We start from the raw sequence: 15,190 nt of genomic DNA, 5'->3' as shown, positions 1-15,190 counted from the left end.
ATGGAATACTGCTATTTCAGGTTTAACCATTCTTGCTCAATCGTATTGTTTAAACGGAAATGGAATTAAGAGAATACCAACTTAATAAACGTCGGTTGCTGAGTCGCTTATTCTTGCACAGAAATGCTATTAATCATGATGGTGTCGTTAGGTCTGTCGGCTCGGCCCGTTTTAACCGCGGCGATCGCATCGACAACGTCAAGACCTGAAGCGACTTTACCAAAGACTGCGTATCCCCATTTTCCAGGGTTGCCATCTAAGAAAAGATTGTCTTTATGATTGATGAAAAACTGACGAGTGGCTGAATGAGGGGCATTGGTACGCGCCATAGAAATGGTACCACGTAAATTACTTAAACCATTTTTCGATTCATTTTCGATTGCAGAAAGCGTCGGTACAAGTTGGTTGGCACTATCATAGCCGCCACCTTGAATCATAAAGTCACTAATAACACGGTGAAATGTTGTGTTTTTATACCCATCTTTTTCAATATAAGCGAGAAAGTTGTCGACTGAAACCGGCGCTTTATCGGCGTATAGCTCGAGTGTAATTTCTCCTTTTGTTGTATCTATAACAACGATAGGGTTTGTTGCAGCGAAAGATAAAGTACTGAACAGTAGAGTACATAGAGATATGAGTAATTTCATTGATTAGGAATCCTTAATTTGTGCGAAGCTCTAGTGTAGCGCTAAGCAATTGATCTTGAAATGGTTGATTAACTACGGTTAGTAACGAAATATGTGGTAAGCGTTATTTCAGATCAATAATGTATGTTAGGGATTGTGATGATAACCGTGTAACGCAGATTCCTTAGAGACAAAAAGCCGTGCTAAAATAGGCGCTATTATCGACTTATCATTATTGGTTTTATTATGTCATCAGATTTTACAGGTTCTAGCGCAGCGTATGCTCGTCAAGAGAAAGGATACCGTGAAAAAGCGTTGAAACTCTATCCATGGGTTTGCGGCAAATGTGCTCGTGAGTTTGTTTACTCAAATCTGCGTGAACTAACAGTACACCACATCGATCACAACCATACCAATAATCCAGAAGATGGTAGCAATTGGGAATTATTATGCCTGTATTGCCATGATCATGAACATTCAAAGTACCTCGATCATGATCTATATGGTGGGGAAACTGCTGCCCGTGAAGATGAACAAGAAAGCGCGACCTACAATCCATTTGCCGATCTTGCTAAAATGATGAAGAAATAGATTTCTTGCTACGATGCGCTCTCGTCACCAGATGAGAGTTTCGCGCGAATAAATAAGCTGTGATCAACATAAAGCAATTCAGCCGATTTGCGTATCACAGCATCTTCTAGCGGATCAATGACACCATCAGCATGAGCCACATCCCACATTGCTTTGATTAGCGAATAACGTTGTTCTTGAGTGAGTTCACGTAACTGAGAGGTAAAGTCGTACAGAGAGACCGAATTTTTGGTTTTGTCTTGTGCCACTCGTAATAGTTCATCACATTCTTGCTCGGGTAACTGAGTCAGAGTTACGAGTAAATGTCTCTTTGCGTTAGTTTCCGCCGCATCAACTTCATAATCTGCGCCAGAGACTTCCGTTAACATACAGGCAATGGCCAAATTCGGGTTATCAGTGTTTGAACGCGATAAGTCGTTACCGTCTAACAGTTCTTTAAATAGTGAAGTGATTGCGCTAAACATGATAAGTCCTGCCTTTTCTTTTTCCAGTATCAATAACAAATAAATTTAGAATAACGAGACGGTTCATTCCTCATCAACAGATTGCTCAAGTGTCTCAAGCATTTCGACAACGTCAGAAGGAAAGTGTTCATGAACGTATAAAACTAAATTTAATATCGCTTTTTGTTTTTGTTCCAGAGGCGCTTTTTCTAAGAAAACGGCCATAATGTGGCTTTTGATCAGTTCGATTTCGTGATCGACAAAGCCTCGACCTTCATCATCACCTTGACCATCTTCCGGAGCATTGTCGAATTCACAAAAAACGAAATCATCTTGTGACGTGACATTGATTAAACGTTCTGGCAACCACTCGTCTCCAGTGACAACGTCAGGGTCACTTCCTTCAGGTAAGTCAGACAATATTTCTAGTAGTTTAGACGCTTTCAATTTTTGTTCTCTGTAGGGGAAACATTATCATTGTAATGGTGATCGTGAATGAATGTGAAATAATATCAACTCATTAGGTTCAATGTAGCAAAAATTCTCGAATTGGACGAGAAAGAGATAACGAGTTTGCTTTGATGTCTTGTTACATGATTATGATACAATCCTGCCAAAATCGATAACATTGAAACCGTAGGATTCGTTTTGACCGCCTCACAATCTCCAAATAAAAATTCAAATCAAGCTAACACTAACGATGCTAAGACGCTTTTTGGCACCGTTAACCAATGTATGATGCGAGACCGATTTCGTTTAACTAAACGTATTCATGGTGCACAGCGGATTAAAAAAGAGGAATCAAGACACGCGGTTTTTGATGAAATCGCGCTTGATATTGCTAAGTCGATCATTCAAGCAGAATCGAGAGCAAATCACGGTGCGACGATTGAATATCCTGAAATTCTGCCAGTTAGCCAAAAGAAAGACGATATCGCAGAAGCAATTAGCCAAAATCAAGTTGTGATTATTGCCGGTGAAACTGGATCGGGTAAAACCACGCAGATCCCCAAAATTTGTGTTGAGCTCGGGCGAGGGCAGTTCGGCTTTATTGGTCATACTCAACCAAGACGCTTGGCTGCTCGTTCGGTAGCATCACGGATCGCTGAGGAAACGCAGACTCAACTGGGTAACTTCACCGGCTATAAAGTTCGATTTAATGACAAAATTTCCGATGATACCCAGATCAAATTGATGACCGATGGTATTTTGCTCGCTGAGATTCAGCATGACCGCTTTTTAAATCAATACGACACTATCATCATTGATGAAGCGCACGAACGCAGCCTCAATATTGATTTCATTCTCGGTTATCTAAAACAACTACTTCCAAAGCGTCCTGATTTAAAAGTCATTATCACGTCCGCAACGATTGATCCTGAGCGTTTTTCAAAACACTTTAACAATGCACCGATCATCGAGGTTTCAGGACGAACTTATCCTGTTGATACAAGATATCGCCCGTTAGGTGGTGAAGATGACACAGACCGTGATCAACTTGAAGGTATTTTCGAAGCTGTCGATGAATTGGGGAATGAGAGCGACGGTGACATTCTTATTTTTATGAACGGCGAGCGGGAAATTAGAGATACGGCAGAAGCATTAAACAAACGCAATTTGCGTCATACCGAGGTTGTCCCATTATATGCAAGGCTTTCCTCTGGCGAACAAAATAAGATTTTTCAATCCCATACTGGAAGACGAATCGTACTTGCTACAAACGTTGCAGAAACATCGTTAACAGTACCGGGTATTCGTTATGTTATCGATCCGGGTACTGCAAGAATCAGCCGTTACAGTTATCGGACTAAGGTTCAGCGCTTACCGATTGAACCAGTTTCTCAAGCGAGTGCCAATCAACGTAAAGGTCGTTGTGGTCGTGTTGCAGCAGGTATCTGCATTCGTCTCTACTCAGAATCGGATTTTGATAACCGCCCCGAATTTACCGACCCAGAGATACTGCGTACCAACCTTGCATCGGTTATCTTGCAGATGACGGCGTTGGGTTTAGGCGACATTGAGGCATTTCCCTTTGTTGAAGCACCTGATAAACGCAATATTCAAGACGGCGTCCGTTTACTCGAAGAACTTGGGGCCATCGGAGCGAGCAAAGTTGGTGAGAAAAAGCGCTTAACCGCGATTGGTCGTCAGTTGTCACGGTTACCGATAGATCCCCGTCTAGCACGAATGGTGTTGGAATCGACAAAAAATGGCTGCTTGAAAGAAGTGATGATTATTACATCTGGCTTATCGATTCAAGATCCTCGTGAGCGTCCTTCAGATAAGAAGCAAGCTTCCGATGAAAAGCATAAACGCTTTTTTGATGAGGATTCAGATTTCGTCACACTCGTAAACCTTTGGAATCACATCGAAGAACAGCAAAAAGAGTTGAGTAGTAATCAATTTCGACGTCAGTGCAAAAAAGAATATCTAAATTATCTGCGTATTCGTGAATGGCAAGATGTCTATTTTCAACTGCATCAGTCGATGCGCGAGATGGATTTCAAGCTCAATGATCAACCGGGCAACTATCAAGCGATTCATGTGTCAATTCTTACTGGTTTACTTTCTCACATTGGCGCAAAAGACGCTGAGAAACCAGAATATCAAGGCGCGCGTAATGCTCGATTTAATCTGTTTCCAGCATCAGCGCTGTTTAAGAAGAACCCTAAGTGGGTCGTGGCGGCAGAGTTGGTCGAAACCTCTAAACTGTGGGCGAGAATAGCAGCCAAGATTCAACCAGAGTGGGTTGAACCACTTGCTCAACATCTTATTAAACGTAGCTATAGTGAACCGCATTGGTCGAAGAAAAGTGCGGCTGTTATGGGGTTCGAAAAAGTCACGCTTTACGGTATTCCAATTATAGCTCAGCGTTCAGTTAATTATGGAAACGTTGACCCAGTGTTAAGTCGTGAAATTTTCATTCGCAGTGCTTTAGTTGAAGGGGATTGGTTTACTAAACACAGTTTCTTTAAGCAAAATCGCCGTCTGTTAATGGAAGTAGAAGAGCTTGAACACAAATCGCGCCGTCGTGACATTTTGGTGGATGATGAAGAATTATTTCAATTCTACGATCAGAGAGTCGGTACTGAGGTCGTTTCAGGTCGTCACTTTGATTCGTGGTGGAAGAAAACCAGTAAAAGCCAACCAGACTTACTCAATTTCGAAAAAGAGATGCTGTTTAAGGGCGATGCCAGTCATGTCACCGACTTGGATTATCCCAACTTTTGGCACCAGGATAAATTAAAGCTCAAGCTTAGTTATCAATTTGAACCGGGCGAAGATAGTGACGGTGTCACTGTGCATCTACCATTACCAGTACTTAATCAAGTTGAGCCTGCTGGTTTTGATTGGCAAATACCAGGATTACGCCAGGAACTGGTCATTGCTCTGATTAAGTCTTTGCCAAAAACATTGCGAAAGAATTTTGTTCCAGCACCAAATTACGCAGAAGCCTTTTTGTCTCGGGTAACACCATTAGAAATGCCATTACTCGATGCCTTAGAAAAAGAGTTACGTCGTATGTCGGGTGTGGAAATTCCCCGAGAAGCTTGGAACTTAGAGCAGGTACCCGATCACCTCAAAGTCACATTCCGCTCAGTCGATCATAAAAACCGTAAACTTAAAGAGCATAAAGATCTGTTCGAGCTGAAAGAGAGCTTAAAGGACGAGGTAAAAGAGACCCTATCTCAAGTTGCCGATGATGATATTGAGCAGAAAGGTTTACACACTTGGAGTTTCGGAGAACTGCCGCAGGTTTATCAACAGAAGCGGGGCGGTTATGAAGTTAAGGCGTACCCAGCGATAGTAGACGATAAAGACAGTGTCGGAATTAGCTTATTTGAAACCGAACACGAACAACAGCAAGCGATGAAAGCGGGTCAACGGCGTTTGATTTTACTCAATGTTCCGTCACCAATTAAATATCTTCATTCGAATCTGCCAAATAAATCAAAATTAGGGCTCTACTTTAACCCCTACGGTAGAGTGATGGATTTGATTGACGACTGTATTTCGTGTGGTATTGACAAGCTGATTGAACAGCAGGGCGGTTTAGTCTGGGAATCACAACAATTTGACAGTTTAAAGGAACACGTTCGCGCGAATTTAGACGAAACTGTTGTTGAAATTGCACAACAAGTAGAGTCAATATTAACGACGGCTTTTCAGATTAATAAGAAGTTAAAAGGCAAAGTTGACTTCACCATGGCCTTTGCACTTTCTGATATCAAAGCTCAAATAGAAGGGCTCATCTTTAAGGGGTTTGCAACTGAATGTGGCTACAAAAGGCTGTCCGATATTCAGCGTTATCTTAATGCCATAGAGCGCCGTTTGGAGAAGTTACCCATTGATCCTAATAAAGATCGACTGCATATGCTTAAAATTGAATCTGTGCAACAAGATTACAAGCAACTGCTCAACAAGATCCCGAAATCTGTTACCGTTCCTGACAATGTTAAGGAGATACGTTGGATGCTCGAAGAACTGAGAGTCAGTTTTTTTGCTCAACAACTTGGTACGCCTTATCCCGTATCAGACAAACGTATCAAGAATGTTATCTCAGAATATTGAAGATGAATTATCGAGTATTGTTAAGTTTAGGTATGCTACTTGCATTAGTTAAATTAATTACGAATAAAGCACTATTTTTTGACACAAGGTCGGCATCAGTTTGCCACCTTAGTTAAACCAGATATAGAAGGTTTATTATGAAAAAAGCACTTATTGCAGCAGCACTTATTAGCATTTCATCATTCTCTTACGCAGATTCTTTAGTTTATGCTGGAGCTTCTGTCGGTCAATCGAGTTTAGGTGATGGCGACGGCACTTCATTCACGGTACACGCAGGTACTGGGATTCTTCCTTTTATTGGCATTGAAGCCGGTATTGTTCGTTCAGGTGAAATGGATACTGCTTCGGGTGTAACGACTGAAATTACTTCAGGTTATGCCGCAATAAAACCCAGCATCGATTTTGGCCCGTTGCATATTTATGCGAAAGGTGGCCTACACCGTTGGGATCAGACAACCACAGTAGGGTCAAATGAGTCAGCTGATGAAGGGATTGATATTATGTATGGCGTTGGTGCTGAATACTTTCTCCTAGGTCCTATTTCATTTGGTGCAAGCCTTCAAACCTATATCGTTGATGATGAAGAACTGACGAACTTCACGTTAAATGGTACGTTCCACTTCCTGTAAGCAACAACAATTGGCGTCGATTTATAGCGTCAAATGGCTAACCTCGGGTTAGCCTTTTTTTTATTTCCATCAAAGCTATTTAATTGCGTTAGCGGCAAAACTGTTGCTCATCTTTGTTGCGGCAGCGCGAAACTCTCAAGAACTTTTGACTCGATTTCGATTTGATTAAGATTTTAATACTTGAACGAATAGTTGTTTGAAAGGTGCGAGCTTACATCCTTGTAGAGCACGACTTAAATAGGAGTTAAAAGTTGATCAGTAACAAAGGGATATCTGTTTTACTCCGTTACTTATGCAAAATTGCTGTCTTTGTAGATGGATTTATATAACGCTTTTGCTTCTGCTTTCATCGCTTGAATATCTGTTTCTTTACCAATTAGACTGAGCGCATTTATCATGCTGTCTGAATAGCATTGAAACAGTGACGCTGCAAATTTGGCCGAGCAAGCTCCTCGCTTTACATCATTAGTACGCTCTAAAGCGTAATGTCGCATAGAACTCAACAATTCATTTAGCATGGCTGTGATCTCTCCCTCTTAGTCAATCACTTATGTATGGTAATAAAGGCCAATAAGTTCAGTATTATAAACGGCAATGACTCTCCGCTTATCTTTCTCTATATACAATAAGCAATTTTCGAACCAGAAATTAAAATATCGATTGAAATTAGAAAATGGAAATAGGGTTGAGTGCTTGAGCCAAGCTACAACATTGACTACAATGACTCACTTTTAACATTAAGCAGATCAAAACTATGACTGACACAAATTCAAAACCTGAACTACCCGATCACCTTTCTGGTAACCCTCGCAGCCCACATTTTGTTGAAGAGTGCTTTGAACACCAAATCGGTATTCGTTTGAATGGAAAACAGCGTAATGACGTAGAGGAATATTGTATTAGTGAAGGTTGGGTAAAGATTCCATCACCTAAAGCGTTGGATCGTCGTGGACAGCCTATATTAATAACGCTAAAAGGTACGGTAGAAGCATTCTATATCTAGGCATTTTGCTAGTAATTGAGAATTAGTGAGATAGTAACAACAAGACAAATAGCCGTTAACAACCAAATAACGGCTAATGATTTATGCGGACATTGTAGATATTTGATCGTACGTCCTTAAAAAGGTTTCTTGAACAACGTGCGCATCATTAGAAGCACGATGGCGGCGAATATCCAAATCTTGGATAACTTCTACTTTAGTTTCGTCCCACAGATATACCTGTTGTTCTTTAAGAATCAATTCAATGGATGACAGTTTAAATTCCATTTCGATTCCGGCGACCTCAAATAACTTGATTAACCATGGATGATCAACAACCCACCCATCAGAGTAAATAGTTTTACCTTTCAGTAGTGTATTGAGTTGTTGAGCAACAACCGCTGGAGTTCTTCCGTGGGAGAACAATTTTTTTCTAGTTAATTGGTGAACATCTTCGGCAGAATCGTCCCAGTAGTTCCAACTCGACTCAGGTCTAACTAAAGTACAATACTTGGTTTTGTCTTCTAAAATTAGTCCAATCTCTATAGGGTAGCTGTTTGAACCAAACCCGGATGCCTCTATATCAATGATTATTGGATTTTGCATAGTAATTCGAATCTCATACTGTTGTTGACGCATAAGTTAACTGTAGTCGAAATAAAACTAAACACCTAATTTCATTGAAATAATAGTCTATTACATGGGAGCAGCTCACGAAAACCCGTTGAATCTAGGCATTTGGGCCCATATTGGAGCTTACGTTGATTGCATTTTAGGGAGTAGATTTATAATCGTATGAATTTCAGGAGATTAACTGGCTTTTTGTTTTCTGCGCGCTGGTTTTGCTCTAACCGTAGATATGACGTATCCAGATCAAAGAAGCCTGGTTAAGAAATTATATCCATTCAACTCGGTTTCTACCATTTTGCTTCGCGTGATAAAGAGCATCATCGGCTCTTTTTATCGCGTCTCGGCTCGGCTCATTGCTTTTTTTAATAGCGATACCAATACTGACGGTAATTCCATTGCCATGTTGGATATCGAGCGTCTTAATGTTTTCCATGACCGCATTGGCAAGAGTCATAACTTGATTTTTGTCATCATTGTTAATGATAATCGCGAACTCTTCGCCCCCAATACGACTCACGATAATGTTGCTAGACATCATTTCAGCAAGGGATTGACCGAAAGCCCTTAAAACATTATCTCCTTCTTGATGGCCATATGTATCATTTATCAATTTAAAATGATCGATATCGACGAGTAAGATGGAGAGTTTTTCAGCTTCATGGTTATTGAGGACTTGAGCGAAGTAGCGGCGATTTGGGAGCTGTGTTAACTCATCAAACATAGCTAAGTTTTTGGCTTGGTTATAACTGATAGAAACCGTTCGAATTGCGCGCGCGATCCCAGCAGTGCTGATTAGCATCCCGATTGTCCGTAATACATCTTCTCCCCATAGTGAGAGAGATAAGGGTTGGAAGTAGAATTCGTCACCGATATCCACAACCGTCGCTAGTATCCACAGATAAAGCCCAAAACTCAGTAATGCATGTCCACGAAAACTTAAGATAGAACTTACTTGAACAGTAAAGAAGATAATAAACAGCGCAAATAATCCCATAAATTCAAAGATAAAGCTAAAGTTCAATGCTTTAATGCGATCGATAGGGGGAAGCTGCTGCAAGCTAAAACTGGTGATTAAGATGCTAAGAATTAATATTCCGACAAGTAACCAACGTCGAAAACCAACTTCGCCTAATTTTAAATTCTTAGCTTCTATTTGTAGCCTAATCATACCCGTGAACTCATGTCTTTAGCTTATCTCTAGGGAGCAAATAACTAACAAATTGTCGATAAAATGACTTTTATTAATAATCGCCATTTAACCATATATGCTCCTTAGGTTTCAATCGTCAACAAGCATTATCACGTATGAATTACGGGGTTTATTTCACCGTTATCAAAGTCGAGAAACTATACCAATTAGCGTGTTTGAAATCCGCACTTCGAAATGCATATAACGACTCATAATAATGGTTTATTTGGAGAACATAATTTTGTCGGACTAAAAAGTTTACATTCTTAGCCGACGCTATAAACGTGTTAAATGAGATATCAATCACACATAACCAAAACCGGTTTTGATTAATATGAAAACGAGACTTTGATCAATAACAATTTAATATCGACCATATAATATGATTTCAATCAATTATAAATGATGTGAGTTCAAGTGACTCATTTTTTTATAAATAGAGTCAAAACCGGTTTTGGTTGACAGTTACATTATTTACGCGGATTTATTTATGGTATTGGAAGAAAATTACACATCGTTAGTGACGAAGCACCTGCAACAAATATTAGCGGGGGTTTATTCACCCCAACAACTGAGCTCATTGATCCCAAGCTTAGAAGGAATAATGAGCAGGTTCAATGGAATCGATGACCCGAAGCAGTGGGTTGACCAAAGTGACGTAATCCTCATAACTTATGGCGATTCGATAAATGAAAGCGGAAATCCACCTCTGCATACATTAAACACGTTTCTCAACCACAATGTGAAAGGTATTATTTCGGCTGTTCACCTTTTACCTTGTTTCCCTTATACATCTGATGACGGTTTTTCTGTCGTTGACTATTGGAAAATTAACCCTGATCTTGGTGATTGGTCACATATTTCCGAACTTTCAAATCATTATGGATTAATGTTCGACGCGGTAATCAATCATATTTCGAAATCTAGCGATTGGTTTCAAGGGTATTTAAATGGTGACATGGCTTACCGTGACTTCTTTACCGAAATGAATTTGGACCGTGATTATAGTTCGGTTACTCGTCCACGCGCACTGCCGCTTTCAACTCCATTTGAAACCACACATGGCAAAAAAAACATCTGGACAACATTCAGCGATGATCAGATAGACCTAAATTATCGTTGTCCTAAAGTGTTTGAGAAAATCGTTGAATTGCTTCTTTTCTATGTTGAGCAGGGTGCATCGTATATACGTCTTGATGCTATTGGGTTCATGTGGAAGGAGCTCGACACGCCTTGTATCCATCTGCCACAGACTCACGCGATTGTACAAGCGATGCGAGCGATTATGGACGCCGTTGCCCCTCATGTTAAATTGATTACTGAAACCAACGTACCGCATAAAGACAACATTAGTTATTTTGGCAATGGACAAAATGAAGCGCATCTCGTGTATCAATTTCCATTGCCACCATTAACCTTGCATACACTTCAGACTGGTAATAGCGACAAAATAACAAGCTGGATGCAAAATCTAGAACCATGCTCGGAAAAAACTGCCTTTTTTAATTTTCTAGCGTCTCATGATGGAATAGGAGTTCGACCTGTCGAAGGAATACTTGCACCTAGTGAAGTTAATCACTTAGTGGAGGTTGTACAAGAAAACGGTGGGCGTGTTTCGTATAAAAATAACGGTGATGGCTCACAAAGCCCATATGAACTAAACATCAACTTCTATGATGCAATGCGGAATAACAACGCTGATGAAACGACTAATTTAGATCGTTTTATCGCAGCTCAATCGTTACTAATTTCTATGGCAGGAGTGCCGGGTATTTATATACATAGCTTGCTTGGTTCGACTAATGATCTGAAAGGTCTCGATATTTTAGGCTACAACCGCGCGATTAACCGTGAAAAATTAAACCTTTCAACATTACAAACAGAACTTGATGATAGCTCAACCCAACGTCATCAAGTGTTAAGCCGTTTCAAATTATTGTTGACGCTAAGACGTGGTCAACCTGCATTTTCCCCGTCTGCATCTCAGCGCGTAGAAAAGGTTGATTCTCGTCTCATAACTTTTGTACGAAATGAAGAAATCTTAGTTGCAATCAACATTAGTGACCAGTCGGTATTATTCGATACTAATGAAGCCTTACCCGATGTGCGAAAAGATCTGATTACTAATAGGTCTGTACAGAGGAAAGTGTCTTTAGAGCCATACCAAGTCATGTGGTTGGTCAATAAATCATAAATAACGTAAAACGTAACATACGGCTTTGCTCTATTAAGCCACCCTACAAAATAAGCAGTCCTATCAATAAGGATATAAAAATGAAACTGAAACTCAAATCCCTCACTATTGGATTGGCTACCGCAGGATTTGCGCTACCAAGCCTAGCAAACGCAACAACGGTGGAATACTGGACGACCCAAACTCAATCAGACCGGTTACAAACCATTGAGATTATGGCCGATGTATTTGAAGCGTTAAATCCTGGTATCGATGTGAAAATCATTGGTGTCGACGAAAACGACATGCCGAAACAAATTGCTGCTGCGGCCGCATCCAATACGCTACCTAACTTGATCGAAGTTGACTCGAACTTATCATTGGCATTTGCCGAAGAGGGCATTGTGGATACTAAGGCTAATACTGATGTCGTTAATGCATTAGGAGCGGATCGTTTTTACAAAGGCGCATTAACTCTGGTTAGTGAACCAAAAATTAACGAATACGTCTCTGTACCATACAGCGGCTGGGTGCAGGGAATTTGGTATCGTGCTGATTGGTTTGAAGAAGCGGGACTTGAGCCTCCAACAACGTGGGATGCAATAGAGAAAGCAGCAAAGCATTTTTATAAACCTAAAGAGAATCAATACGGTATTCTTGTTGGAACAAAAGCGGATAACTATGCAGAACAATGTTATACCCAATTTGCGCTCTCAAATGATGCCGGTCTGTTTAACAACGAAGGTGAGTTAATCTTTAATTCTAAAGCGCAATCCGAAACGTTAGATTTTTATACCAAATTAGCCCAATACAACCCACCAGGGCCGCAAACTTGGCGCGCTCGCGACTATTACCTTCAAGGTAAATTGGCGATGTTCTTTTATTCGTCGTATATCCTTGATGACATCGCCTTGGCTGAAGCTGCTGCAAGTTCTCTAGGAACAGAAAATTTTGCCGATCTAAAAGGCGCTGCTTTTGATCCCGACTTAGCTAAAAATACTCGCTTAGCCACAACGATTACAAAAACCTCGCCATCTTCGTTTGGAACGTTAGTTGGGTTTTCGATCATGAAAAACGAGGATAAAGCCGAAGTTGAGGCGACAAAGTCATTTGTTGAGTATATGAACGAGAAAGACCAAGTGGTTGCCTATTCACATATGGCAGTCGGTGGTCATTTACCCATGCTTAGAGATGTCGCAGAAACTGACGAATTCTTAGAGGATCCCAAGGGTATCTTTGCTCAATATGGTAAAGAATCGATTAAAGAAATTGTCGCCGGATTTGAGAATATTAAGAACTTTTCTGTCGTAGATGGTAAGGCGTTCCCTAAATCAGGTGAGATTTTTGCTAAGCAAATCATTCCGCGGATGATTTACAGTACAACCATCGAGAATAAAGGGACCCAGGAAGCATTATCTTGGGCTGAAGAGCAAATGAAACTCGTCATAGCTGAATAACTCATGGTAAGTCGAGAGCAGAGGTTGTGTGATGATTAACCTCTGCTTCTCACAAGGAAATAATATGACTCCTTTAGAAAGAGCAGAAGCTAGATTCGGTTGGAAGTTGGTTGCACCGACTATTGTTGTACTTAGTTTACTTATCCTATATCCATTGCTTTACAACATCTATCTCAGTTTTTTCGACGTTCAACTCAATGGTGATAAAACGTTCGTTGGGATGGATAACTATTACAAATTACTGTCGAATGCTGACTACTATTCTGCAGTCGGCACCACGAGTCTTTACCTCTTCGGTACTGTTGTGGGGACCACTTTGCTGGGGTTGGCGATGGCATTATTGCTAAAAGAGCCATTCACAGGACGTGGATTGGTTAATGCCGCAATCATGCTACCGTATGTTGCTCCAGTGATTTCGGTTGTTTTTGGCTGGCAATTTCTTTTCGATCCAATTTCGGGGGTCGTTAACTATTTGATGGTTGATGTGTTTAGCCTTTGGAGTGAACGAACGAATCTTATTGGCCAACCAGATTCAGCATTGTGGGTGGTGATCATTTTCGATATTTGGAAACACGCCCCCATTGCCTATATGTTAATTTTGTCGAAGCTAGTGTCCATTTCCCGAGATCAATATGAAGCGGCATCTATAGATGGATATGGCCCGATAGGGCGCTTTTTTCATGTTACCTTACCTGAACTTCATTTTGTTCTGGCAACCGTAATCTTATTAAGATTGATCTGGAACTTAAATCGTTTTGAAGATGTATTTCTTCTTGCGCCCAATGTTCAAACACTCCCAATATTTACCTATTACCAAGCGTTCACCGGCGTCATTGACCAAGGGTTGGCGGCGGCAACGTCAGTAATTCAACTTGGCGTATTGTGTGTATTTATTTGGTTCTACATTAAAAAAATCATGAAGTGGTAATTAATTATGCTAGGCAAACGAACATTAAAGGGACGTATTGGTTTTTTCATTGCAGTGGCGCTACTGGTTAGTTTTAGCTTATTGCCATTTGCTCAAATTCTTTCTACTTCGCTTAAACACCAATTTGATTGGGGTAACCCATCTTTGATTCCTCAGAAAATCAATTTCGAGGCATATGAAGAGCTATTAGGATTAACTGAACCACAAGAAGTTGAAATACCTGCGGCGATCCAAAAAATTCTCGCGAATCCAAAATTACCTCAAGCAAAAAAAGAGGCGATTGCCGCTAAATACACGTCAAACGATAATCTATTTCCATTTGGGAAATATATGTTGAACAGTGTGATTTTCTCAGCGAGCGCTGCCACCATTTCGTTACTTTTAGCGGTGATGGGGGCGTACTCAATCAGTCGACTTCGCTTCAAAGGGCAGGTTGTCATTCAGCGCTCAGTGCTTTTTGTTTATATGGTTGGCGGGGTATTACTTATGGTTCCTCTGTATCAAATGGCAATGAACATTGGACTAGCTTCAACAATGTGGGGAAGCGCATTTTGCTTGTTTCTTATTTACATCGTTCAGACATTACCTGTCGGAATGTACATGCTTGGGAACTACTTTAGGGGGATTCCATTTGCCCTAGAAGAAGCAGCAATTATGGATGGTTGCTCTCGAAAAGAAGCGATCATCAAAGTTGTTTTACCGCTATCACTACCAATGTTAGCAACCGTATTTATTTACTGCTTTATTATCGGGTGGAATGAATATCTATTTGCCTCGGTATTTCTTAAACAATACCCGGAGTTCCATACACTTCCATTAGCTTTACAAGAGCTATTCGTGTCAAAAAATGCCATTTGGGATCGCATTATGGCAGCATCGATGCTGACACTTGCTCCAATTGTGGTGTGTTTCTTATTTGCTTCTCGCTTTATGAAGGGCGGAAAAACTGACGGTGGCGTTAAGGGTTAAT

Annotated in this window: 14 protein-coding genes; 8 read left to right on the top strand and 6 right to left on the bottom strand. The window is 40.6% G+C overall.

Annotation, left to right across the window (positions count from 1 at the left end):
- Nucleotides 1-107 precede the first annotated feature (107 nt).
- The gene (locus ACWU4D_RS02720) at nucleotides 108-647 is read right to left on the bottom strand and encodes a peptidylprolyl isomerase (RefSeq protein WP_456049837.1); all 540 of its coding nucleotides are present in this window, start codon (nucleotides 645-647) and stop codon (nucleotides 108-110) included.
- A gap of 225 nt (nucleotides 648-872) precedes the next feature.
- Here ACWU4D_RS02720 and ACWU4D_RS02715 point away from each other — a divergent pair, with 225 nt between their 5' ends.
- Nucleotides 873-1,217 (top strand): YajD family HNH nuclease, encoded by a 345-nt coding sequence (locus ACWU4D_RS02715; RefSeq protein WP_456049836.1) that lies wholly within the window; start codon nucleotides 873-875, stop codon nucleotides 1,215-1,217.
- A gap of 8 nt (nucleotides 1,218-1,225) precedes the next feature.
- On the opposite strand, the gene ACWU4D_RS02710 is transcribed toward ACWU4D_RS02715, so the two are convergent.
- Together ACWU4D_RS02710 and ACWU4D_RS02705 are read right to left on the bottom strand one after the other, a co-directional pair.
- Entirely contained in the window at nucleotides 1,226-1,681 is a 456-nt protein-coding gene (locus tag ACWU4D_RS02710; protein ID WP_456049835.1) for a tellurite resistance TerB family protein, read from the bottom strand.
- A 63-nt stretch (nucleotides 1,682-1,744) separates the two neighbouring features.
- Entirely contained in the window at nucleotides 1,745-2,107 is a 363-nt protein-coding gene (locus ACWU4D_RS02705) for a VC1380 family protein (protein ID WP_456049834.1), read from the bottom strand.
- Between the two features lie 201 nt (nucleotides 2,108-2,308).
- On the opposite strand from ACWU4D_RS02705, the gene hrpA reads away from it, so the two are divergent.
- Both hrpA and ACWU4D_RS02695 read left to right on the top strand, forming a co-directional pair.
- Nucleotides 2,309-6,232 carry an ATP-dependent RNA helicase HrpA gene (gene hrpA, locus ACWU4D_RS02700; RefSeq protein WP_456049833.1) on the top strand — a complete coding sequence of 1,308 codons (3,924 nt, stop codon included), beginning with the start codon at nucleotides 2,309-2,311 and terminating at the stop codon, nucleotides 6,230-6,232.
- 137 nt (nucleotides 6,233-6,369) lie between these two features.
- Entirely contained in the window at nucleotides 6,370-6,861 is a 492-nt protein-coding gene (locus tag ACWU4D_RS02695) for an outer membrane beta-barrel protein (RefSeq protein WP_456049832.1), read from the top strand.
- A gap of 290 nt (nucleotides 6,862-7,151) precedes the next feature.
- On the opposite strand, the gene ACWU4D_RS02690 is transcribed toward ACWU4D_RS02695, so the two are convergent.
- Nucleotides 7,152-7,379: a hypothetical protein gene (locus tag ACWU4D_RS02690; protein ID WP_456049831.1), complete on the bottom strand. Its 228-nt coding sequence runs from the start codon at nucleotides 7,377-7,379 to the stop codon at nucleotides 7,152-7,154.
- Between the two features lie 236 nt (nucleotides 7,380-7,615).
- On the opposite strand from ACWU4D_RS02690, the gene ACWU4D_RS02685 reads away from it, so the two are divergent.
- The gene (locus ACWU4D_RS02685) at nucleotides 7,616-7,864 is read left to right on the top strand and encodes a DUF3297 family protein (protein ID WP_456049830.1); all 249 of its coding nucleotides are present in this window, start codon (nucleotides 7,616-7,618) and stop codon (nucleotides 7,862-7,864) included.
- A gap of 81 nt (nucleotides 7,865-7,945) precedes the next feature.
- On the opposite strand, the gene ACWU4D_RS02680 is transcribed toward ACWU4D_RS02685, so the two are convergent.
- Both ACWU4D_RS02680 and ACWU4D_RS02675 read right to left on the bottom strand, forming a co-directional pair.
- Nucleotides 7,946-8,449, bottom strand: coding sequence for a hypothetical protein (locus tag ACWU4D_RS02680; protein WP_456049829.1), 504 nt, complete (start codon nucleotides 8,447-8,449; stop codon nucleotides 7,946-7,948).
- 289 nt (nucleotides 8,450-8,738) lie between these two features.
- Entirely contained in the window at nucleotides 8,739-9,641 is a 903-nt protein-coding gene (locus ACWU4D_RS02675; protein WP_456049828.1) for a GGDEF domain-containing protein, read from the bottom strand.
- Nucleotides 9,642-10,152: 511 nt separating this feature from the next.
- Here ACWU4D_RS02675 and ACWU4D_RS02670 point away from each other — a divergent pair.
- The 4 genes from ACWU4D_RS02670 (at nucleotide 10,153) to ACWU4D_RS02655 (ending at nucleotide 15,189) form a co-directional block, all read left to right on the top strand.
- Nucleotides 10,153-11,856 (top strand): alpha-amylase family glycosyl hydrolase, encoded by a 1,704-nt coding sequence (locus ACWU4D_RS02670; protein WP_456049827.1) that lies wholly within the window; start codon nucleotides 10,153-10,155, stop codon nucleotides 11,854-11,856.
- A gap of 80 nt (nucleotides 11,857-11,936) precedes the next feature.
- Nucleotides 11,937-13,292 (top strand): ABC transporter substrate-binding protein, encoded by a 1,356-nt coding sequence (locus ACWU4D_RS02665; RefSeq protein ID WP_456049826.1) that lies wholly within the window; start codon nucleotides 11,937-11,939, stop codon nucleotides 13,290-13,292.
- 64 nt (nucleotides 13,293-13,356) lie between these two features.
- Nucleotides 13,357-14,220, top strand: a complete 864-nt coding sequence (locus ACWU4D_RS02660; RefSeq protein WP_456049825.1) for a carbohydrate ABC transporter permease — start codon at nucleotides 13,357-13,359, stop codon at nucleotides 14,218-14,220.
- Between the two features lie 6 nt (nucleotides 14,221-14,226).
- The gene (locus ACWU4D_RS02655) at nucleotides 14,227-15,189 is read left to right on the top strand and encodes a carbohydrate ABC transporter permease (protein WP_456049824.1); all 963 of its coding nucleotides are present in this window, start codon (nucleotides 14,227-14,229) and stop codon (nucleotides 15,187-15,189) included.
- Nucleotide 15,190 lies beyond the last annotated feature (1 nt).

The organism is Vibrio phycocola (assembly GCF_053850235.1).
Note: the sequence above shows the minus strand (reverse complement) of the source record. Positions and strands in the feature narration are given on the sequence as shown.